The organism is Desulfobaccales bacterium (assembly GCA_041648175.1).
Classification (GTDB): Bacteria; Desulfobacterota; Desulfobaccia; order Desulfobaccales; family 0-14-0-80-60-11; genus 0-14-0-80-60-11.
In genome coordinates this window covers 1-16,669 of the sequence record JBAZPO010000032.1, presented here as the reverse complement: position 1 = coordinate 16,669, position 16,669 = coordinate 1, and the positions used below count along the sequence as shown (strand labels likewise).

Sequence of the window (16,669 nt, the reverse complement as noted above, 5' to 3'; positions counted from 1 at the left end):
GCCCCTGGGTCGAACTTCTGAGCGTCGTGGCGTAGCCGAACATAGTGGCTAAAGGTACCTGGCCGTGAATGATCTGGGTGGAACCCCGGCTCTCCATGCCGGTCACCCGGCCCCGCCGGGCGTTCAGTTCACCCATCACTTCACCCACAAAGTCTTCCGGGGCCACCACTTCCAGGTCCATGATGGGCTCCAAGAGCACCGGTTTGGCCCGCTTTGCGGCCTCTTTGAACCCCATGGACCCGGCAATCAAGAAGGACCGTTCCGAGGAGTCCACTTCGTGGTAGGAGCCGTAGATCAGGTCGATCTCCAAATCCACCATGGGGTAGCCCAAAATCCCGGTGGCCGCAGCTTCTTTGACGCCGCGCTCCACCGCGGGGATGTATTCCTTGGGGATCACGCCGCCCACAATCTTGTTGGCGAAGACCACACCCTCGCCCGCCGGCAGGGGCTTTACAATCAAAACCACGTGACCGTACTGGCCCCGGCCGCCGCTCTGCCGGACAAATTTGCCTTCGGCTTCGGCCTCCATGGTGATGGTTTCCCGGTAAGCCACCTGAGGTTTGCCCACCCGGGCGTCCACTTTGAACTCCCGCATCAGGCGATCCACAATGATCTCCAGGTGGAGTTCGCCCATCCCGGAAATAATCGTCTGCCCGGTGTCGGTATCCGTGTGTACCCTAAACGACGGATCTTCTGCGGCAATCTTGGCCAGGGACTGGCCCAGCTTGTCCTGGTCCGCCTTGGTGGCGGGCTCAATGGCAATATCGATGACCGGCTGAGGGATGTGCAGCGTCTCCAGCACTACCGGGTCCCGCTCATCCGCCAGGGTATCGCCGGTGGTGGTGTTCTTCATCCCCACCGCGGCCACGATGTCGCCGGCATAAGCCTCGTTGATCTCTTCCCGCTTGTTGGCGTGCATCTTGAGCAGCCGCCCGATGCGCTCCTTGTTGCCCTTGGTGGCGTTCAGCACGGTGCTCCCGGTAACCAAAACTCCGGAGTAGACCCGGATAAACGTCAGATGGCCGATAAAGGGGTCGCTCAACAGCTTGAAGGCCAGGGCGGCCAGCGGCGCGTCATCTGAAGGGGGACGTTCCACCACGTTGCCTTTGGAGTCCTCACCCTGCACCGGGGGCACATCCAGGGGCGATGGCAAGTAGTCTACCACCGCGTCCAGCAAAGCCTGCACCCCTTTGTTCTTAAAAGCCGACCCGCACAAGACCGGCACGATTTCCAGACTAATGGTGCCCCGGCGCAACGCCGCCTTGATCATGGCCTCGTCCACCGGTTGATCCGCCAGGTAGCGCTCCATGATGCCCTCATCGACTTCGGAGAGCACTTCCAGCATTTCGTTCCGGGCCTCTTCCGCACGTTCCCGCTCAGCCGCCGGGATCTCAATCACTTCAAAATCCATCCCCGTGGCCTTGACGGTTTCGTCATATACGGTGGCCTGCATATGGACGAGGTCAATCATCCCGCGGAATTTGTCTTCTTCCCCCAAGGGAAGCTGCAAGAGCACCGGCGTAGCTTTGAGGCGCTCCCGCATCATGCGCAGGCATCGCGTGATATCCGAGCCCACCCGGTCCATTTTATTGATAAAAGCCATCCGCGGTACGCCGTAACGGTCGGCCTGACGCCACACCGTCTCGCTTTGGGGCTCCACTCCGCCCACCGCATCGAATACCGCCACCACGCCATCCAGCACCCTAAGCGACCGCTCCACTTCAATGGTAAAGTCCACGTGGCCCGGCGTGTCGATGATGTTGATGCGATGGTCTTTCCAGTAGCAGGTGGTAGCGGCGCTCGTGATGGTAATACCGCGTTCCTGTTCCTGGGCCATCCAGTCCATCGTGGCCTGGCCGTCGTGCACTTCGCCCAAGCGGTGCGTCACCCCTGTGTAGAAGAGGATGCGTTCCGTGGTGGTGGTCTTACCGGCGTCGATGTGGGCCATAAACCCAATATTCCGTACCCGGCTTAACGGGGTCTGTCTTACCAAATTTTCACTCGTTTATCAGTGGCACAGGCTTTCCAGCCTGTGAGACCTCATTTAATTTTTTCGTCTTCGGGTTTATGAGCTTTTGGCCTTTGCTGTTAACCAAAAACCAAAAACGAGAAACCAAAAACGGTTTTGTTACCATCTATAATGCGCAAAGGCCTTGTTCGCTTCGGCCATCTTATGCGTATCTTCCCGTTTTTTAATGGAGGTGCCCCGGTTGTTGGCCGCATCCAACAATTCTGCGGCCAGCTTGGCCTCCATGGACTTTTCGCTCCGGGCCTTGGAGTAGTTGATCAGCCAGCGGATGGCCAGAGAGGCCCGGCGGTCGGCCCGGACTTCGATGGGCACCTGATAAGTGGCGCCGCCCACCCGGCGGGATTTTACTTCGATCAACGGCTTGACATTTTCCACCGCCTGATGAAAGAGCTTCAGAGGATCGTCGTTGCCCCGCTGCCCCATCAGCTCCATGGCGTTATAAAGGATGCGCTGGGCCGTGCTTTTCTTGCCCCGCTCCATCAGCCCGTTGATGAACCGGCTCACCAGGACATCGTTGTACTTCAGGTCCTGAGGCACCGGCCGCTTGACCACTCCGCCTTTTCTCGGCATAACTTCCTACCTTTATGAATTTGCCAGTTCTCATCTGCCGGTTGCCAGCGAAACTGGCCACTGAACACTGATCACTGATCACTAATTATTTCGGCCGCTTGGCCCCGTATTTCGACCGTCCCCGCCGGCGATCCTGAACCCCTGAGGCGTCCAGGGTACCCCGAATCACATGGTAGCGCACGCCCGGCAAATCCTTCACCCGGCCTCCCCGGATGAGCACCACTGAGTGCTCCTGGAGATTGTGCCCCACGCCAGGGATATAGGTGGTCACCTCGATGCCGTTGGTGAGGCGCACCCTCGCAACCTTGCGCAACGCCGAATTGGGTTTCTTAGGCGTGGTGGTATAAACCCGGACACACACCCCCCGTTTTTGGGGACAGCTTTGCAGGGCCGGACACGTGGTCCGCTTCTTCTGCAGCTCCCGCCCTTTGCGAACCAACTGATTAATCGTAGGCATACGCGCTCTCGTTTTTTAGTGGCACAGGCTGGCAGCCTGTGTTCCTCGTTCCCAAGCTGTGCTTGGGAACGATATTTTTGGCCCAAGCTCTGCTTGGGCACCTCTTTGCCTGTGTTCTTCACTTCCGGGCCACTTCTGAACCCAGAAGCCGTTTTGAATAGCCACACAAACAAATTATTTTAATTTAATGAGGAGACAGTTGTCAACCTATTATTGCTCAGGTAAGGCCGCAACCTCCGCCTCCAGAGTCACGTCAACCTCCAAAGCCTCTGGTGACGGCAACTCCACCGTAACGTCCTCGCTCATTTTAATATCCAACCTCCGGTACTGATCCAGACCCGTACCTGCGGGGATGAGCCGCCCCATAATCACGTTTTCTTTGAGGCCCCGGAGGTAATCGATCTTTCCCTGCACCGCGGCGTCTGCCAGCACCTTGGTGGTCTCCTGGAAGGAGGCCGCCGAAATCCAGCTTTCCGTGGTCAATGAGGCCTTGGTGATGCCCAAGAGCAGCGGTTCACCCGTGGCCGGCTGTTTGCCCTGGGCCAGAGCCAAATCGTTTTTCTCCTCAAAGACCCATTTCTCCACTTGCTCGCCGATGAGGAAATCCGTGTCGCCCGGGGTCACCACCTTGATGCGCCGCAGCATCTGGCGCACAATCACTTCGATGTGCTTGTCATTGATCTTCACGCCCTGGAGGCGGTAAACTTCCTGAACTTCGTCCACCAGGTAGCGGGCCAGCTCCTTCAAGCCCCGAATGTTCAAAATGTCATGGGGGTTGGCCGAGCCGTCCATCAGCGCGTCTCCGGCCCGGACGTAGTCGCCTTCCTGCACTGCCACGTGCTTGCCCTTGGGGATCAGGTATTCCTTGGGTTTGCCCACTTCCGGGGCCACGATGACCTTGCGTTTGCCCTTGACATGCTTACCGAAAGAGACCACCCCGCTGATTTCGCTGATAATCGCGGTCTCCTTGGGCTTGCGCACCTCGAAGAGCTCCGCCACCCGGGGCAGGCCGCCGGTGATGTCCTTGGTCTTGGTGGTTTCCCGGGGGATCTTGGCGATGACGTCACCCGGCGACACCTCGTCGCCTTCGTTCACCATGATAATGGCGCCCACCGGCATGAAGTACCGGGCCGAAGCGATGGACCCCGGAATCTTGGCCGTCTGGCCCTCAATATTCTTAACGGAGATCCGGGGCCGCAGTTCAGCGTCCTTGCTCTCCACGATGAGGCGGGAAGCTTTGCCCGTCACTGGGTCAACCCTTTCCTGTACCGAAAGGTTGTCGATGATATCGCCGAACTTGATGGTGCCGCCCACTTCCGTCAGCATGGCGTTGGTAAAGGGGTCCCATTCCGCCAGCACCTGGCCGGCCTGGATATCCTGGCCCTCGGTCACCTTAACGTGGGCCCCGTAGCTCAGGGGATAACGTTCCCGCTCGATGCCCTTTTCGCTCACCAGCAGCAGTTCTGCCTGGCGGGAGAGGTTCACCAAATCGCCGTAGCGGTCCGTCACCGATTTCATGTTCTCGAACCGCACCCACCCCTGGACCCGGGCCACGTGGATGCTCTGTTCCGCCCGCCGGGAAGCCGTGCCGCCGATGTGGAAGGTACGCATGGTCAACTGGGTGCCGGGCTCGCCGATGCTCTGGGCCGCCAGGATGCCGATGGCCTCGCCCATGGACACCGAGGTGCCGTGGCCCAAGTCCCGGCCGTAGCACTTGGCGCACACGCCCCGCCGGGTTTGGCAGGTGAGCACGCTCCTGATCTGCAACTTCTCCAGGCCCGATTCTTCGATGCGCCGGGTGGCTTCCTCGTCAATCTCTTCGTTGGCCATGACCAGCACTTCGCCGGTGTGGGGATCGATAATATCTTCCAGGGCCACGCGCCCCAGGACCCGGTCGCTCACCCGTTCGATAACCTCGCCGCCTTCCACCAAAGGCGTGACATTGATGCCGTCGATGGTGTTGCAGTCGTCCTCGGTGATCACCGCATCCTGGGCCACGTCCACCAGCCGCCGGGTCAAATACCCGGAGTTGGCGGTCTTCAACGCGGTGTCCGCCAAACCTTTCCGGGCGCCGTGCGTCGAACTGAAGTATTGCAGGACGGTGAGGCCCTCCCGGAAGTTGGCCGTGATGGGAGTCTCGATGATCTCACCGCTCGGTTTGGCCATCAAACCCCGCATACCCGCGAGCTGCCGCATCTGGTCCTTGCTGCCCCGGGCGCCGGAATCGGCCATCATGAAGACCGGGTTAAAGGAGTCCACCTCTTCCGTGTGCAAGATAGTCTTTCCAGGGTTTTCCGGGTCCGGCAGTTCCACCGAGAGCACTTCCCGGGCCATTTCGGCCATCATCTCCGCGGCGATCTCTTCAGTGGCCTTGGCCCAAATGTCCACCACCTTATTGTATTTTTCGCCTTCGGTGATCAGACCTTCCTGGTACTGCTCCTCCACCTGGCTCACTTCGGTCTGGGATTGTTTCAGAATTACCGGCTTGCGGCTGGGAATCACCATATCCTTGATGGAAATCGAAATACCCGCCTGGGTGGCGTATTTATAGCCCAGGTTCTTCAGTTGGTCCGCAAAGATAACCGTTTCCTTGATACCGCACGTGCGGTAGCCCACCGACACCAGTTTACGGATCTCCCGCTTGTTCATGGTGCGGTTGATCAGGTCGAAGGGGAGCCCGACAGGCAGAATCTCCCTAAGGATCACCCGGCCCACCGTGGTGTTATAAATCTTGCCGTCAATGCGCACCGGGATGCGAGCCTGCAGATGCACCTCGCCCTGGTCGTAGGCCACCCGCACCTCCTCGGGACCGAAAAAGGGCATGGGCTGCTTGCCGTTTGTGGCCACGCGCTCGCCCTTGGCAAAGGGCCGTTCCCGGGTGAGGTAATAGAGCCCCAAGACGATATCCTGAGTTGGGATGATGATGGGGTCGCCATTGGCCGGGGACAGAATGTTGTTGGTGGACATCATCAAGGCCCGGGCCTCGATTTGGGCTTCGATGGACAGCGGCACGTGCACCGCCATCTGGTCGCCGTCAAAGTCGGCGTTGAACGCCGTGCACACCAGAGGATGCAACTGGATGGCCTTGCCCTCGATTAAGAGCGGCTCAAAGGCCTGGATGCCCAAGCGATGGAGGGTGGGCGCCCGGTTAAGCATCACCGGGTGTTCCCGCACCACTTCGTCCAGGATATCCCAGACTTCCGGGGTCTCCCGGTCCACCAGCCGTTTCGCCACCTTAATGGTGGTGGCATAGCCCTTGGCCACCAGTTTATGGAAGATAAAGGGCTTGAACAGCTCCAGGGCCATCTGTTTAGGCAGCCCGCATTGGTGCAGCCGCAATTCCGGACCGACGACGATGACCGAACGCCCGGAATAATCTACTCGTTTCCCCAACAGGTTCTGACGAAAGCGCCCCTGTTTGCCCTTGAGCATGTCGGACAACGATTTCAACGCCCGCTTGTTGGGCCCGGTAATGGTGCGGCCCCGGCGGCCGTTCTCAAACAGCACGTCCACCGCCTCTTGCAGCATCCGTTTTTCATTGCGGATGATGATGTCCGGGGCGTTGAGTTCCAACAGCCGTTTCAACCGGTTGTTGCGGTTGATCACGCGGCGGTAGAGGTCGTTCAAGTCAGAGGTCGCAAAGCGTCCGCCGTCCAGGTGCACCAAAGGCCTGAGATCCGGAGGCAGGACGGGAATCACTTCCATGACCATCCACTCGGGCCGCTGGCCGGACTCCCTGAAGGAATCGATGATCTTGAGCCGTTTGGCCAGCTTCTTGCGCTTGGCGTCCGAGCTGGTCTTGATCATTTCGTGACGCACTACCACGGCCAGAGGCTCCAGTTCCACCACCTTCAACATCTCCCGGATGGCCTCGGCGCCCATGCCGGCCTTAAACCGGTCCCCGAACTCTTCCCGGTTTTTGCGGAAATTTTCCTCCGACAACAACATGCCCTTGGTCAGAGTCGTATCGCCGCCGTCCACCACCACAAAGGCTTCAAAATAGAGAATCTTTTCCAGCTCTTTGAGGGTCAGGTCCAACAGGTTCCCGATCTTGCTGGGCAGGCTCTTCAAAAACCAGATATGCACCACCGGGCAGGCCAACTCGATGTGGCCCATCCGTTCCCGGCGCACCTTGGACTGGATCACCTCGACGCCGCACTTCTCGCAGGTGATCCCCCGATGCTTCATACGTTTGTATTTGCCGCAGTTACATTCGTAATCCTTGGCAGGTCCGAAGATTTTGGCGCAAAACAAGCCGTCCCGTTCCGGCTTGAAGGTCCGGTAGTTAATAGTCTCCGGTTTTTTTACCTCCCCGAAAGACCAGGAGCGGATCATCTCCGCCGACGACAAGGACAACCGCACCGCCTCGATGGCGATAGGGTCTTCCGGCCGGGCAAACAGGCTATTCAAATCTTCTAAAGCGACTTCGCGCATCTTTTCCATATAAGGCTATTCCTCAGGACTTTTCCTTGTCCTTTTTCAGAAGCTCTACGTTGAGCGCCAGGCTCTTGAGCTCCCGCACCAGGACGTTGAAGGACTCCGGCAGACCCGCTTCCAGATCGTACTCGCCTTTGAAGATCTTCTCGTACATGCGGGTCCGGCCGGCCACGTCGTCCGATTTCACCGTCAGGAATTCCTGCAGCGTATAAGCCGCGCCGTAAGCTTCCAGGGCCCAGACTTCCATTTCACCCAAACGCTGGCCGCCGAACTGGGCTTTGCCGCCCAGGGGCTGTTGGGTCACCAGGGAATACGGTCCGATGGAGCGGGCATGGATCTTGTCGGCCACCAGGTGATGCAGTTTCATCATGTACATCATCCCCACGGTGACCTCCCGGTCGAACTCCTCGCCGCTGCGGCCGTCACGGAGGCGCGACTGGCCGCCGGTGGGCAGCCCGGCTTCCGCCAGGTAGGCCTCGACCTCTTGTTCCGTGGCCCCGTCAAAGACCGGGGAAGCCATGTGAATCCCGTCCTGATAATGCTTTTGCCAGATTTGCTGGATTTCTTCGAACGTCAGGGAATCGATTTCCTTGGCCAGATTCTCATCGGGATTCAGGATGCGTTTCAGGCGCGCCTGGATAGATTCCAGGCTGTAGAATTTGTCGATCATCTCCCCGACGCGTTTGCCCAGGATATGGGAAGCCCAACCCATGTGGGTCTCCATCACCTGGCCCACGTTCATACGGGAAGGTACGCCGAGCGGGTTCAAAACGATGTCCACCGGTGTGCCGTCGGCAAAATAGGGCATGTCTTCTTCCGGCATCAGCCGGGAGACCACGCCTTTGTTGCCGTGGCGGCCAGCCATCTTGTCGCCCACGGCCAGCTTGCGCTTCATGGCCACAAAGACCTTGACCTTCTTGATCACGCCCGGCGGCAGCTCGTCCACTTTCCTGAGCCGCCCCAGTTTAGCTTCAAAGATCACGTTCACCAGGTGCAACTGTTCCTGGTAGCGGTCCAGAAGCTGATCCAACTGGTCTTCCAGGCCCGGGTCCTCGAAGGACACATGGCGCCAGAACTCCAGGTTATGACGGCCCACCAACTCCGGCGGTACCGGCTCTCCGTGATGCAAAAAGGTGTTGCCGGTGCGTTCGTCGTCCAGGTTGTCGGCAACCTTGTGGCCCACCACCAGGTCTTTCACCTGCTGACGGAAGCTCTGGGTGATGATGCCGATCTCGTCGGCCTGGTCCTTTTGCAGTTTGGCCACCGCTTCGTCTTCGATGGAGCGGCTGCGGTCGTCTTTCTCCACACCCTTCCGGGAGAAGACCCGGGCGTCGATCACCACACCTTCGATTCCCGGCGGCACCCTCAGCGACGTGTCTTTCACGTCCCCGGCTTTTTCACCGAAAATGGCCCGGAGCAGCTTTTCTTCCGGGGTGAGCTGGGTCTCGCCTTTCGGGGTGATTTTGCCCACCAGAATGTCGCCGGGACGCACCTCGGACCCCAGGCTGATGATGCCGCTGTCATCCAGATTGCTGAGCGCGTCTTCACCCACATTGGGAATATCCCGGGTGATATCCTCTTTACCCAGCTTGGTGTCCCGGGCCATGACTTCGAATTCTTCGATGTGAATGGAGGTGAACACGTCATCTTTGATTAGGCGCTCACTCACCAGGATGGAGTCTTCAAAGTTGTAGCCGCCCCAGGGCATGAAGGCCACCATGACGTTCTTGCCCAGGGCCAGCTCGCCCATGGCGGTGGCGGGTCCGTCGGCAATGATCTGGCCTTTCTCCACCGTGTCTCCCGGCACCACGATGGGGCGCTGGTTGAAACACGTATTCTGGTTGGTGCGCTGGAACTTCGTCAGTTTGTAGATGTCCACCGGCGAGCCGTCACCGCCAAGGCCGGACTCCGCCGCCCGAATGACGATCCGGGTGGAGTCCACGTCTTCCACATGACCCCGGCGCCGGGCCGTCACGGTGACCCCGGAATCCCGGGCCACCACACCTTCCATGCCCGTGCCCACCAAGGGCGTGCTGGAAGTCAACAGCGGCACCGCCTGGCGCTGCATATTGGAACCCATCAGGGCGCGGTTGGCGTCGTCGTGCTCTAAGAAAGGAATCAGGGACGCGGCCACGCTCACCAATTGGTTGGGCGACACGTCCATATATTCGATCTGGTCCGGGTGGGAGATAACAAATTCCCCAAACTTCCGGGCCTCGATCATATCGTTGATGAACCGCCCTTTGCTATCTAAAGGTGCGTTGGCCTGGGCGATAACCTTATCGCCCTCTTCCAGGGCGCTCAGATACCGGATTTTCTTGGTAACGTGGGTCTCAACCTTGCCCCGTTTTTCCACCTTATCCACTACCCGATAAGGGGTCTCGATGAACCCCAACTCGTTGACCCGGGCAAAGGTGCTCAAAGACACGATGAGCCCGATGTTGGGACCTTCAGGCGTTTCAATGGGGCAGATGCGGCCGTAGTGAGTGGGGTGCACGTCCCGCACCTCAAACCCGGCCCGCTCCCGAGTCAGACCCCCGGGTCCCAGGGCGCTCAAACGCCGCTTGTGCGTGATTTCGCTCAAGGGGTTGGTCTGGTCCATGAACTGGGAAAGCTGGGAGGTGCCGAAAAACTCCTTGATCACCGCCTGCACCGGCTTGGCGTTCACCAGGTCATGGGGCATCAGGGTGTCCAGGTCCTGGATGGCCATCCGTTCTTTAATGGCCCGCTCCATCCTGACTAACCCCACCCGGAACTGGTTCTCCAGCAACTCGCCTACCGCCCGGACCCGGCGGTTGCCCAGGTGGTCGATGTCGTCCACGGGTCCTTCCCGGTCCTTCTGGGTGATGAGCTCCCGCACCGCCAGGAGGATATCCTCCCGCTCTAAAGTGGTCTTGGTCAGCGGCAACCGGTCGGCAGGGTCGGGCCTGAGCTTCAGGTCCAACTTCAGACGGCCTACCGGCGACAGATCGTAATATTCCGGATTGAAAAAAAGGTTCTGGAAAAAAGTGGTCGCCACTTCGTCATTGGGCCGGTTGCTGGGACGCAGGCGCCGGTAGATTTCCAGGACGGCATCTTTGATCGTGGCGGTCTTGTCCGCCACCAACGTATTCCGCAGACAGGGGCTGACATTGACCCCATCGATAAAGAGCAGGTCCAGTTCCTTGATGCCCTTTTCCTGCATCAAAGTGATCTTGTCTTCGGAGAGCATCTCGTTGCACGAAGCCAGGAGTTCACCGCTCTCCGGGTCCAGAATATCATGGGCCACCACCCGGCCCACCAGTTCGTTGGCGGGGCCCGTGATGGACTCCACCCCGGCCCGCTTCATCTTGCCGATTAAAACCGGGGTCAGGCGTTTGCCCTTCTTGATCAGGACATCGCCGCTCTTGGGATCCATGATGTCGGTGGTCGTGGTCTTGTCGGCCAGCAACTCCGGAACGAAGGCATGCTGGATGTTCTCGCCGGCAAGTAACACGCGCTGGGTCTTATAGAAGAAGTTCAGCAGCTCTTCCGTGGTGTAGCCCAGGGCTTTCAGGAGGATGGTAGCCGGAAATTTGCGCCGCCGGTCGATCCTGACGTAGAGGATATCCTTGGGATCAAACTCGAAATCAATCCAGGAACCCCGGAGCGGAATCAACCGGGCCGAGTAAATGATCTTGCCGCTGGAATGGATCTTGGCCCGGTCATGATCGATGAACAGGCCGGGGGAGCGGTGCAACTGGCTCACCACCACCCGTTCGGTGCCATTGATGATGAAGGTGCCGTGTTCGGTCATCAAGGGCAGGGTGCCGAAATAGATCTCCTGCTCTTTGATATCCCGGATGGTCTGGGCCTTGGTATCGGGCCCCACATCATGGACTACCAGGCGCACCCGTATCTTCATGGGTACTTCAAAGGTCATGCCTCGCTGCTGGCATTCGTCCACGTCGTACTTGGGGTCGCCCAAGCCGTACTCGACGAACTCCAGGGAGCATGCGCCGGAAAAATCCCGGATGGGATAGACGCTCTTGAAGACTCCCTGGAGGCCATGATCCGAGCGCGCCTCCGGTTCCACATCTTTTTGTAAGAAGCGGTGGTATGACTCCTTCTGCATCTCGATGAGATTGGAGATGTCCACAATCCGTTCGATCTTGCCGAAGTTTTTGCGATACAGCCGTAACGGCGATAATACTTTCGCCATGGATACTCCTTGAAGGGTTGCCGGAGTTCAGGGACTACCTCATTTAGTAGGGCGGGCGTCTCGCCCGCCACCCGTGGGGCAGGCGTCCTCGCCTGCCAACCCTACTTAATTTCGATAGTTGCTCCCTGGGCTTCCAACTTCTTCTTGACTTCCTCGGCTTCCGCCTTGGAAATGGCTTCTTTCAGCGTAGTGGGCACGTTTTCCACCGCTTCTTTGGCTTCTTTCAGCCCCAAATTGGTGACGGCCCGGACTTCCTTGATCACCTGGATCTTGTTGGGCCCGCAAACCGTCAGGACCACGTCGAATTCGGTTTTCTCTTCTACCGCGGGAGCCGCTTCGGCTGCCCCGCCACCGCCTACTGCGGCCATCGCCACCGGGGCCGCAGCCGACACCCCAAACTTCTCTTCCAGCTCCTTGATGAGCGTGGAGAGTTCCAGCACCGTCATGTTGGCCAGGTAGTCGACTACCTCAGCACGGGAAATGGACATCTTACCTTCCTCCTTATCCTCGAGTAAATCTTTCTATTTTCACGATTGCCGGCGCCGCCAGACGAAAGCCCGCAAAACCGGTTATTCTCATTTATTTATTTATAAGAACTTTTCCGTAAAATTCCAGAGGCTAGCCAGATTAAGGGACCCACAACACCGTCCCTTTTTCTTAGGGAAGCGAACCTGTGTATCGGCCCTTAAGCCTCCGCCTCGGGCGCGGCCTCAGGCTCCGCAGCCGCCGGAGCTTCCGGGGTTTCCGGAGCCTCTGGGGCCTCGGGCGCCGCAGCCGCCTCAGGCTCGGATTCGGCCTTCTTATCTTTCAAGGCTACCAGCACGTTGAGCAGGCCTCTAATCACCGCGGCCAACACCGACACCAGTGCCGTGGGCACACCGTTCATCACGCCCAGCAATTGGGCCAGGAGCACTTCCCGGGCCGGCAGCTTGCTGAGGGCCTCCAGGTCCTTGACGGTCAAGGCCTGACCCCCCAGGGCCCCCGCCTTGATCACCAGTTGCGGTTTTTCCTGGGCAAACTTGATGAGCACCTTGGTCACGGCTACCGGATCGGCAAACCCCAGAGTCAAGGCATTAGGCCCGGTGGAATGTGAGAGCAAAGGCGCCAGGGGAGAATCATCGGCCGCGGCCCGCCTGAGCAGGGTGTTTTTTACCACCCGAAGCTCCGCGGAGGCGTCTGAAAGCTGCCGCCGCAGCCTGGTCATATCCTCTACCTTCAGTCCCTTGAAATCCGTCAGGATGCCGATCTGCGATTTCGCTACCGTCTCCTGGATTTCCTGGACAATATCGGCTTTCTGTGACTTACGCACCTCTTTCTCCTTTACAGCAAGCGCACCAGATTCTTCACGTCGCTGGTGTCCACCGGAACTCCCGGCCCCATGGTGGTGCTCAGATGAATGCCTTTCATATAGGTGCCCTTGCTGGTGGCAGGTTTCAGCCGCACCAGGGCGTCCATCAAGGCCGCCAGGTTTTGTAGGATTTTCTCAGGCCCGAAAGACACCTTGCCCACCGGGGCATGGATCACGCCGGCCCGGTCCACCCGGAACTCCACCTTGCCGCCTTTCAGCTCGTCCACCGCCTTGGCCACCTCAAAGGTAACCGTCCCCACCTTGACATTGGGCATCAGGCCCCGGGGACCCAGGATTTTGCCGATTTTTCCCACCGCGCCCATGAGGTCAGGGGTGGCTACGGCCTTGTCGAATTCCATCCAGCCGCCCTTAATACGCTCGATGAGATCATCAGCCCCGGCGTAGTCGGCGCCAGCGTCCAAGGCTTCTTTTTCCTTTTCTCCCTTGGCGAACACCAGGACCCGCACCGTCTTTCCCAGCCCGTTGGGCAGAATCACCGCACCCCGTACCATTTGGTCGGCGTGGCGGGGGTTCACTCCCAGGGCCACCGCGATCTCCACGGTTTCGTCAAACTTGCTGGACGATGCCTCCAGCCCCAGATTGACGGCGTCCTGGAAGGGATAGCGCTGATTGCGGTCCACCTTAGCGGCGGCCTCCCGATATCGCTTGCCATGTTTGGCCATCGGTATCACTCTCCCTTTAAAATCAGTGGTCAGTGGTCAGTTGCCAGTGATCAGTTAAAAAAAACCGTTACTCTGCTTTTCCCCAACATTTCACTTCGTTCACTGTTTGTCAGTCATAATGAGTAGTGGCCAAATCGCTTTTCTTACTGGCCACTGACCACTGACCACTGGTCACTGCTACTCAACTATTTCTATGCCCATGCTCCTGGCGGTCCCGGCGATGCTGTGCATGGCCATCTCCAGGGTGTTGGCGTTCAGATCCGGCATCTTCTGCTTGGCGATCTCTTCCAACTGCGCCTTGGTAATCTGTCCCACCTTATCCCGGTTGGGTTCCTTGGAGCCCTTGGCCACCTGGGCCATCTGCTTGAGCAGCACCGACGCCGGCGGCGTCTTGGTCACAAAGGTGAAGGAGCGGTCGGCAAAAACGGTGATCAACACCGGGATGATGGTCCCTTCCTGGCCCGCGGTCTTGGCATTGTAGCTTTTGCAGAATTCCATGATATTAACGCCATGCTGACCCAAAGCCGGGCCGATGGGCGGCGAGGGGTTGGCCTGCCCCGCAGGAATCTGCAACTTGATCTGAGCGATAACTTTCTTTGCCATATTATATTTCCTTGATTTCTGTAGGGGCGGACCTGTGTGTCCGCCCTCAATCAGGGGGCACACGCAGGTGCCCCCCTACATTAGATCTTTTCTAGTTGCGTAAACTCCAACTCCACCGGCGTCGGCCGCCCGAACACGCTGATCATCACCCGCACCCGGCCCCGATCCGGCCGCACTTCGTCCACTACCCCGGCAAAATTGGTAAACGGCCCGTCCATCACCTGGACCTTGTCCCCTTGTTCGAACTTGATCTTAGGCTTGGGCCTGAGCACTCCTTCCTGCATCTGGGCAATGATCTTGAGCGCATCTTCCTCGGGGATGGCCACCGGCTCTTCTTTGCTGCCGATAAAGCCCGTCACCTTGGGGGTGTCTTTCACCAGATGCCAGGAATCGTCCGTCAGCTCCATCTGCACCAGGACGTAGCCTGGATAAAACTTGCGGGAAGAGAGTTTCCGCTCTCCCTTGACCATCTCTTCCACCGTCTCCGTAGGCACCAACACCTGTTCCACCAGGTGTTCCAAGCCCCGGGACTTGGCCCGCTCCATGATGGCATTCTTGACTTTCTGCTCAAAGCCCGAATAGGTATGGATGATGTACCATTTTTTGGACACGGTCTGGCCTTTTTGTAGGATAGCCGCCCTCGGCTGTCGCTCTAATGAATGAAATACCGGACGAAATGGGACAGGAGGAAATCCACGAATCCCAGGTAACCCGCGATAAAGAACACCAGGACGAGGACAACGCCTGTGGTGCCCAAGGTCTCTTTGCGGTTGGGCCAGTTGACCTTCTTCAGTTCCTGGACCGCTTCCACCAGGAAGTCCTTGGTTTGGGCCCAATATTGCTTAATCGGCGGAACCTTGCTGAACCAACCCGGCCGCGCTTTGCCCTGCTTGAGTCTGACCACCTGCCCCCGAGGCGCGTCGCCGCCCTCTTTCAGGGTCCCTTTGGGCTTCGTCTTGGTCTTTTTAATCATACCGGTTCCACTCTCATATTCCCCATGACACGGAAAAACCCAGCCCCCGCCTGACGCCCAGCACCTAGCCTCGCGTCTCAGGAAATCCGGGCTGGATCGTGTTAACCCTGAAGCACCTCGATTAAGGGAGTTCGAGGAGAGTATCTGCGTGCGCGGTTAGATAGCGGTGGCACCAACCGATCTCGTCGTCCCAGGTCACGGACCATAACTGGCAGGCCAGGAGGGATTCGAACCCCCAACATCCGGTTTTGGAGACCGGCGCTCTAACCGTTAGAGCTACTGGCCTGTCTTATCCTCTACTTGCTCTCGCGATGGAGGGTATGGGTCCGGCAAAAAGCACAAAACTTTTTAAAGGCAAGCCGATCCGGGGTCCGCCGTTTGTTCTTGGTGGTTGTGTAGTTCCGCCGCTTGCATTCGGTACAGGCTAAGGTAACGATGTCTCTCATAATTTATTCCAAATTTTTAGGCTCGGTAGCACAGGCTTTCCAGCCGGTGCTGCCCCGGTAGGGCGGGCGTCTCGCCCGCCGACCTTAGACTATTCTACAATCTCGCTCACCACGCCGGCGCCCACAGTGCGGCCGCCTTCACGGATGGCGAAACGGAGTTCTTTTTCCAGGGCCACTGGGGTGATCAGGGTCACTTCCATCTGGACGTTGTCCCCGGGCATCACCATCTCGACACCCTCGGGCAGCGTGGCTACGCCCGTCACGTCCGTGGTGCGCAGGTAAAACTGCGGCCGGTAGCCGGTGAAAAACGGCGTGTGCCGCCCGCCTTCCTCTTTGGTCAGGATGTAGACCTCGGCCTTGAACTTGGTGTGCGGCGTAATGGACCCCGGCTTGGCTACGACCTGGCCCCGCTCCACCTGTTCTTTCTTGGTGCCCCGGAGCAACAGGCCCACGTTATCGCCGGCCTGGCCGTAGTCCAGAGTCTTCCTAAACATCTCCACCCCGGTGCACACCGTCTTCTGGGTGGGAGTAAAACCCACGATCTCCACTTCCTCGCCCACCTTGATCTGGCCCCGCTCACACCGCCCGGTCACTACCGTGCCCCGGCCGGAAATGGTGAACACGTCTTCGATGGGCATCAGGAAGGGCTTATCCACGTCCCGTAACGGTTCCGGAATGTAGTTGTCCAGGGCGTCCATCAATTCAAAGATCGGCTTCACTGCCTCAGCGTTGAGGTCATCCGACTCCAACGCCTTCAGGGCGCTGCCTTTAATGATGGGAATGTCGTCGCCGGGAAATTCGTACTTGGAGAGCAGTTCCCTGAGTTCCAGTTCCACCAGCTCGATCAGTTCCGGGTCGTCCACCAGGTCGACTTTGTTTAAGAAGACCACGATGAAGGGCACGCCCACCTGCCGGGCCAACAGGATGTGCTCCCGGGTCTGAG

The 16,669-nt window shown here is 58.7% G+C and carries 13 protein-coding genes and 1 tRNA gene; all 14 read right to left on the bottom strand.

The window, feature by feature from the left end:
• On the bottom strand, positions 1-1,948 hold a 1,948-nt coding region (gene fusA, locus WC600_17905; GenBank protein MFA4904608.1), incomplete at its 3' end, for an elongation factor G.
• Positions 1,949-2,128: 180 nt separating this feature from the next.
• Complete coding sequence (rpsG, locus tag WC600_17900) at positions 2,129-2,599, bottom strand: 30S ribosomal protein S7 (protein MFA4904607.1); 471 nt, start codon at positions 2,597-2,599, stop codon at positions 2,129-2,131.
• 85 nt (positions 2,600-2,684) lie between these two features.
• The gene (gene rpsL, locus WC600_17895) at positions 2,685-3,056 is read right to left on the bottom strand and encodes a 30S ribosomal protein S12 (protein MFA4904606.1); all 372 of its coding nucleotides are present in this window, start codon (positions 3,054-3,056) and stop codon (positions 2,685-2,687) included.
• Between the two features lie 210 nt (positions 3,057-3,266).
• Positions 3,267-7,499 (bottom strand): DNA-directed RNA polymerase subunit beta', encoded by a 4,233-nt coding sequence (rpoC, locus tag WC600_17890; protein ID MFA4904605.1) that lies wholly within the window; start codon positions 7,497-7,499, stop codon positions 3,267-3,269.
• Between the two features lie 13 nt (positions 7,500-7,512).
• Positions 7,513-11,673: a DNA-directed RNA polymerase subunit beta gene (gene rpoB / locus WC600_17885; protein MFA4904604.1), complete on the bottom strand. Its 4,161-nt coding sequence runs from the start codon at positions 11,671-11,673 to the stop codon at positions 7,513-7,515.
• A 101-nt stretch (positions 11,674-11,774) separates the two neighbouring features.
• On the bottom strand, positions 11,775-12,161 hold the full coding sequence (gene rplL, locus WC600_17880) for a 50S ribosomal protein L7/L12 (GenBank protein ID MFA4904603.1): 387 nt from the start codon (positions 12,159-12,161) through the stop codon (positions 11,775-11,777).
• 197 nt (positions 12,162-12,358) lie between these two features.
• The gene (rplJ, locus tag WC600_17875; GenBank protein MFA4904602.1) at positions 12,359-12,982 is read right to left on the bottom strand and encodes a 50S ribosomal protein L10; all 624 of its coding nucleotides are present in this window, start codon (positions 12,980-12,982) and stop codon (positions 12,359-12,361) included.
• A gap of 11 nt (positions 12,983-12,993) precedes the next feature.
• Positions 12,994-13,704: a 50S ribosomal protein L1 gene (gene rplA, locus WC600_17870; protein ID MFA4904601.1), complete on the bottom strand. Its 711-nt coding sequence runs from the start codon at positions 13,702-13,704 to the stop codon at positions 12,994-12,996.
• Positions 13,705-13,881: 177 nt separating this feature from the next.
• The gene (gene rplK, locus WC600_17865; GenBank protein ID MFA4904600.1) at positions 13,882-14,307 is read right to left on the bottom strand and encodes a 50S ribosomal protein L11; all 426 of its coding nucleotides are present in this window, start codon (positions 14,305-14,307) and stop codon (positions 13,882-13,884) included.
• A gap of 80 nt (positions 14,308-14,387) precedes the next feature.
• A complete protein-coding gene (gene nusG, locus WC600_17860; protein MFA4904599.1) occupies positions 14,388-14,918 on the bottom strand; it encodes a transcription termination/antitermination protein NusG in 531 nt (176 codons plus the stop codon).
• Between the two features lie 41 nt (positions 14,919-14,959).
• Entirely contained in the window at positions 14,960-15,280 is a 321-nt protein-coding gene (gene secE / locus WC600_17855) for a preprotein translocase subunit SecE (protein ID MFA4904598.1), read from the bottom strand.
• A gap of 209 nt (positions 15,281-15,489) precedes the next feature.
• Positions 15,490-15,566 (bottom strand) — tRNA-Trp (locus WC600_17850).
• Positions 15,567-15,576: 10 nt separating this feature from the next.
• Positions 15,577-15,726 carry a 50S ribosomal protein L33 gene (gene rpmG / locus WC600_17845; protein ID MFA4904597.1) on the bottom strand — a complete coding sequence of 50 codons (150 nt, stop codon included), beginning with the start codon at positions 15,724-15,726 and terminating at the stop codon, positions 15,577-15,579.
• Positions 15,727-15,815: 89 nt separating this feature from the next.
• Positions 15,816-16,669, bottom strand: an 854-nt coding sequence (locus WC600_17840; protein MFA4904596.1) for an elongation factor Tu, incomplete at its 5' end; no start/stop codon positions are given.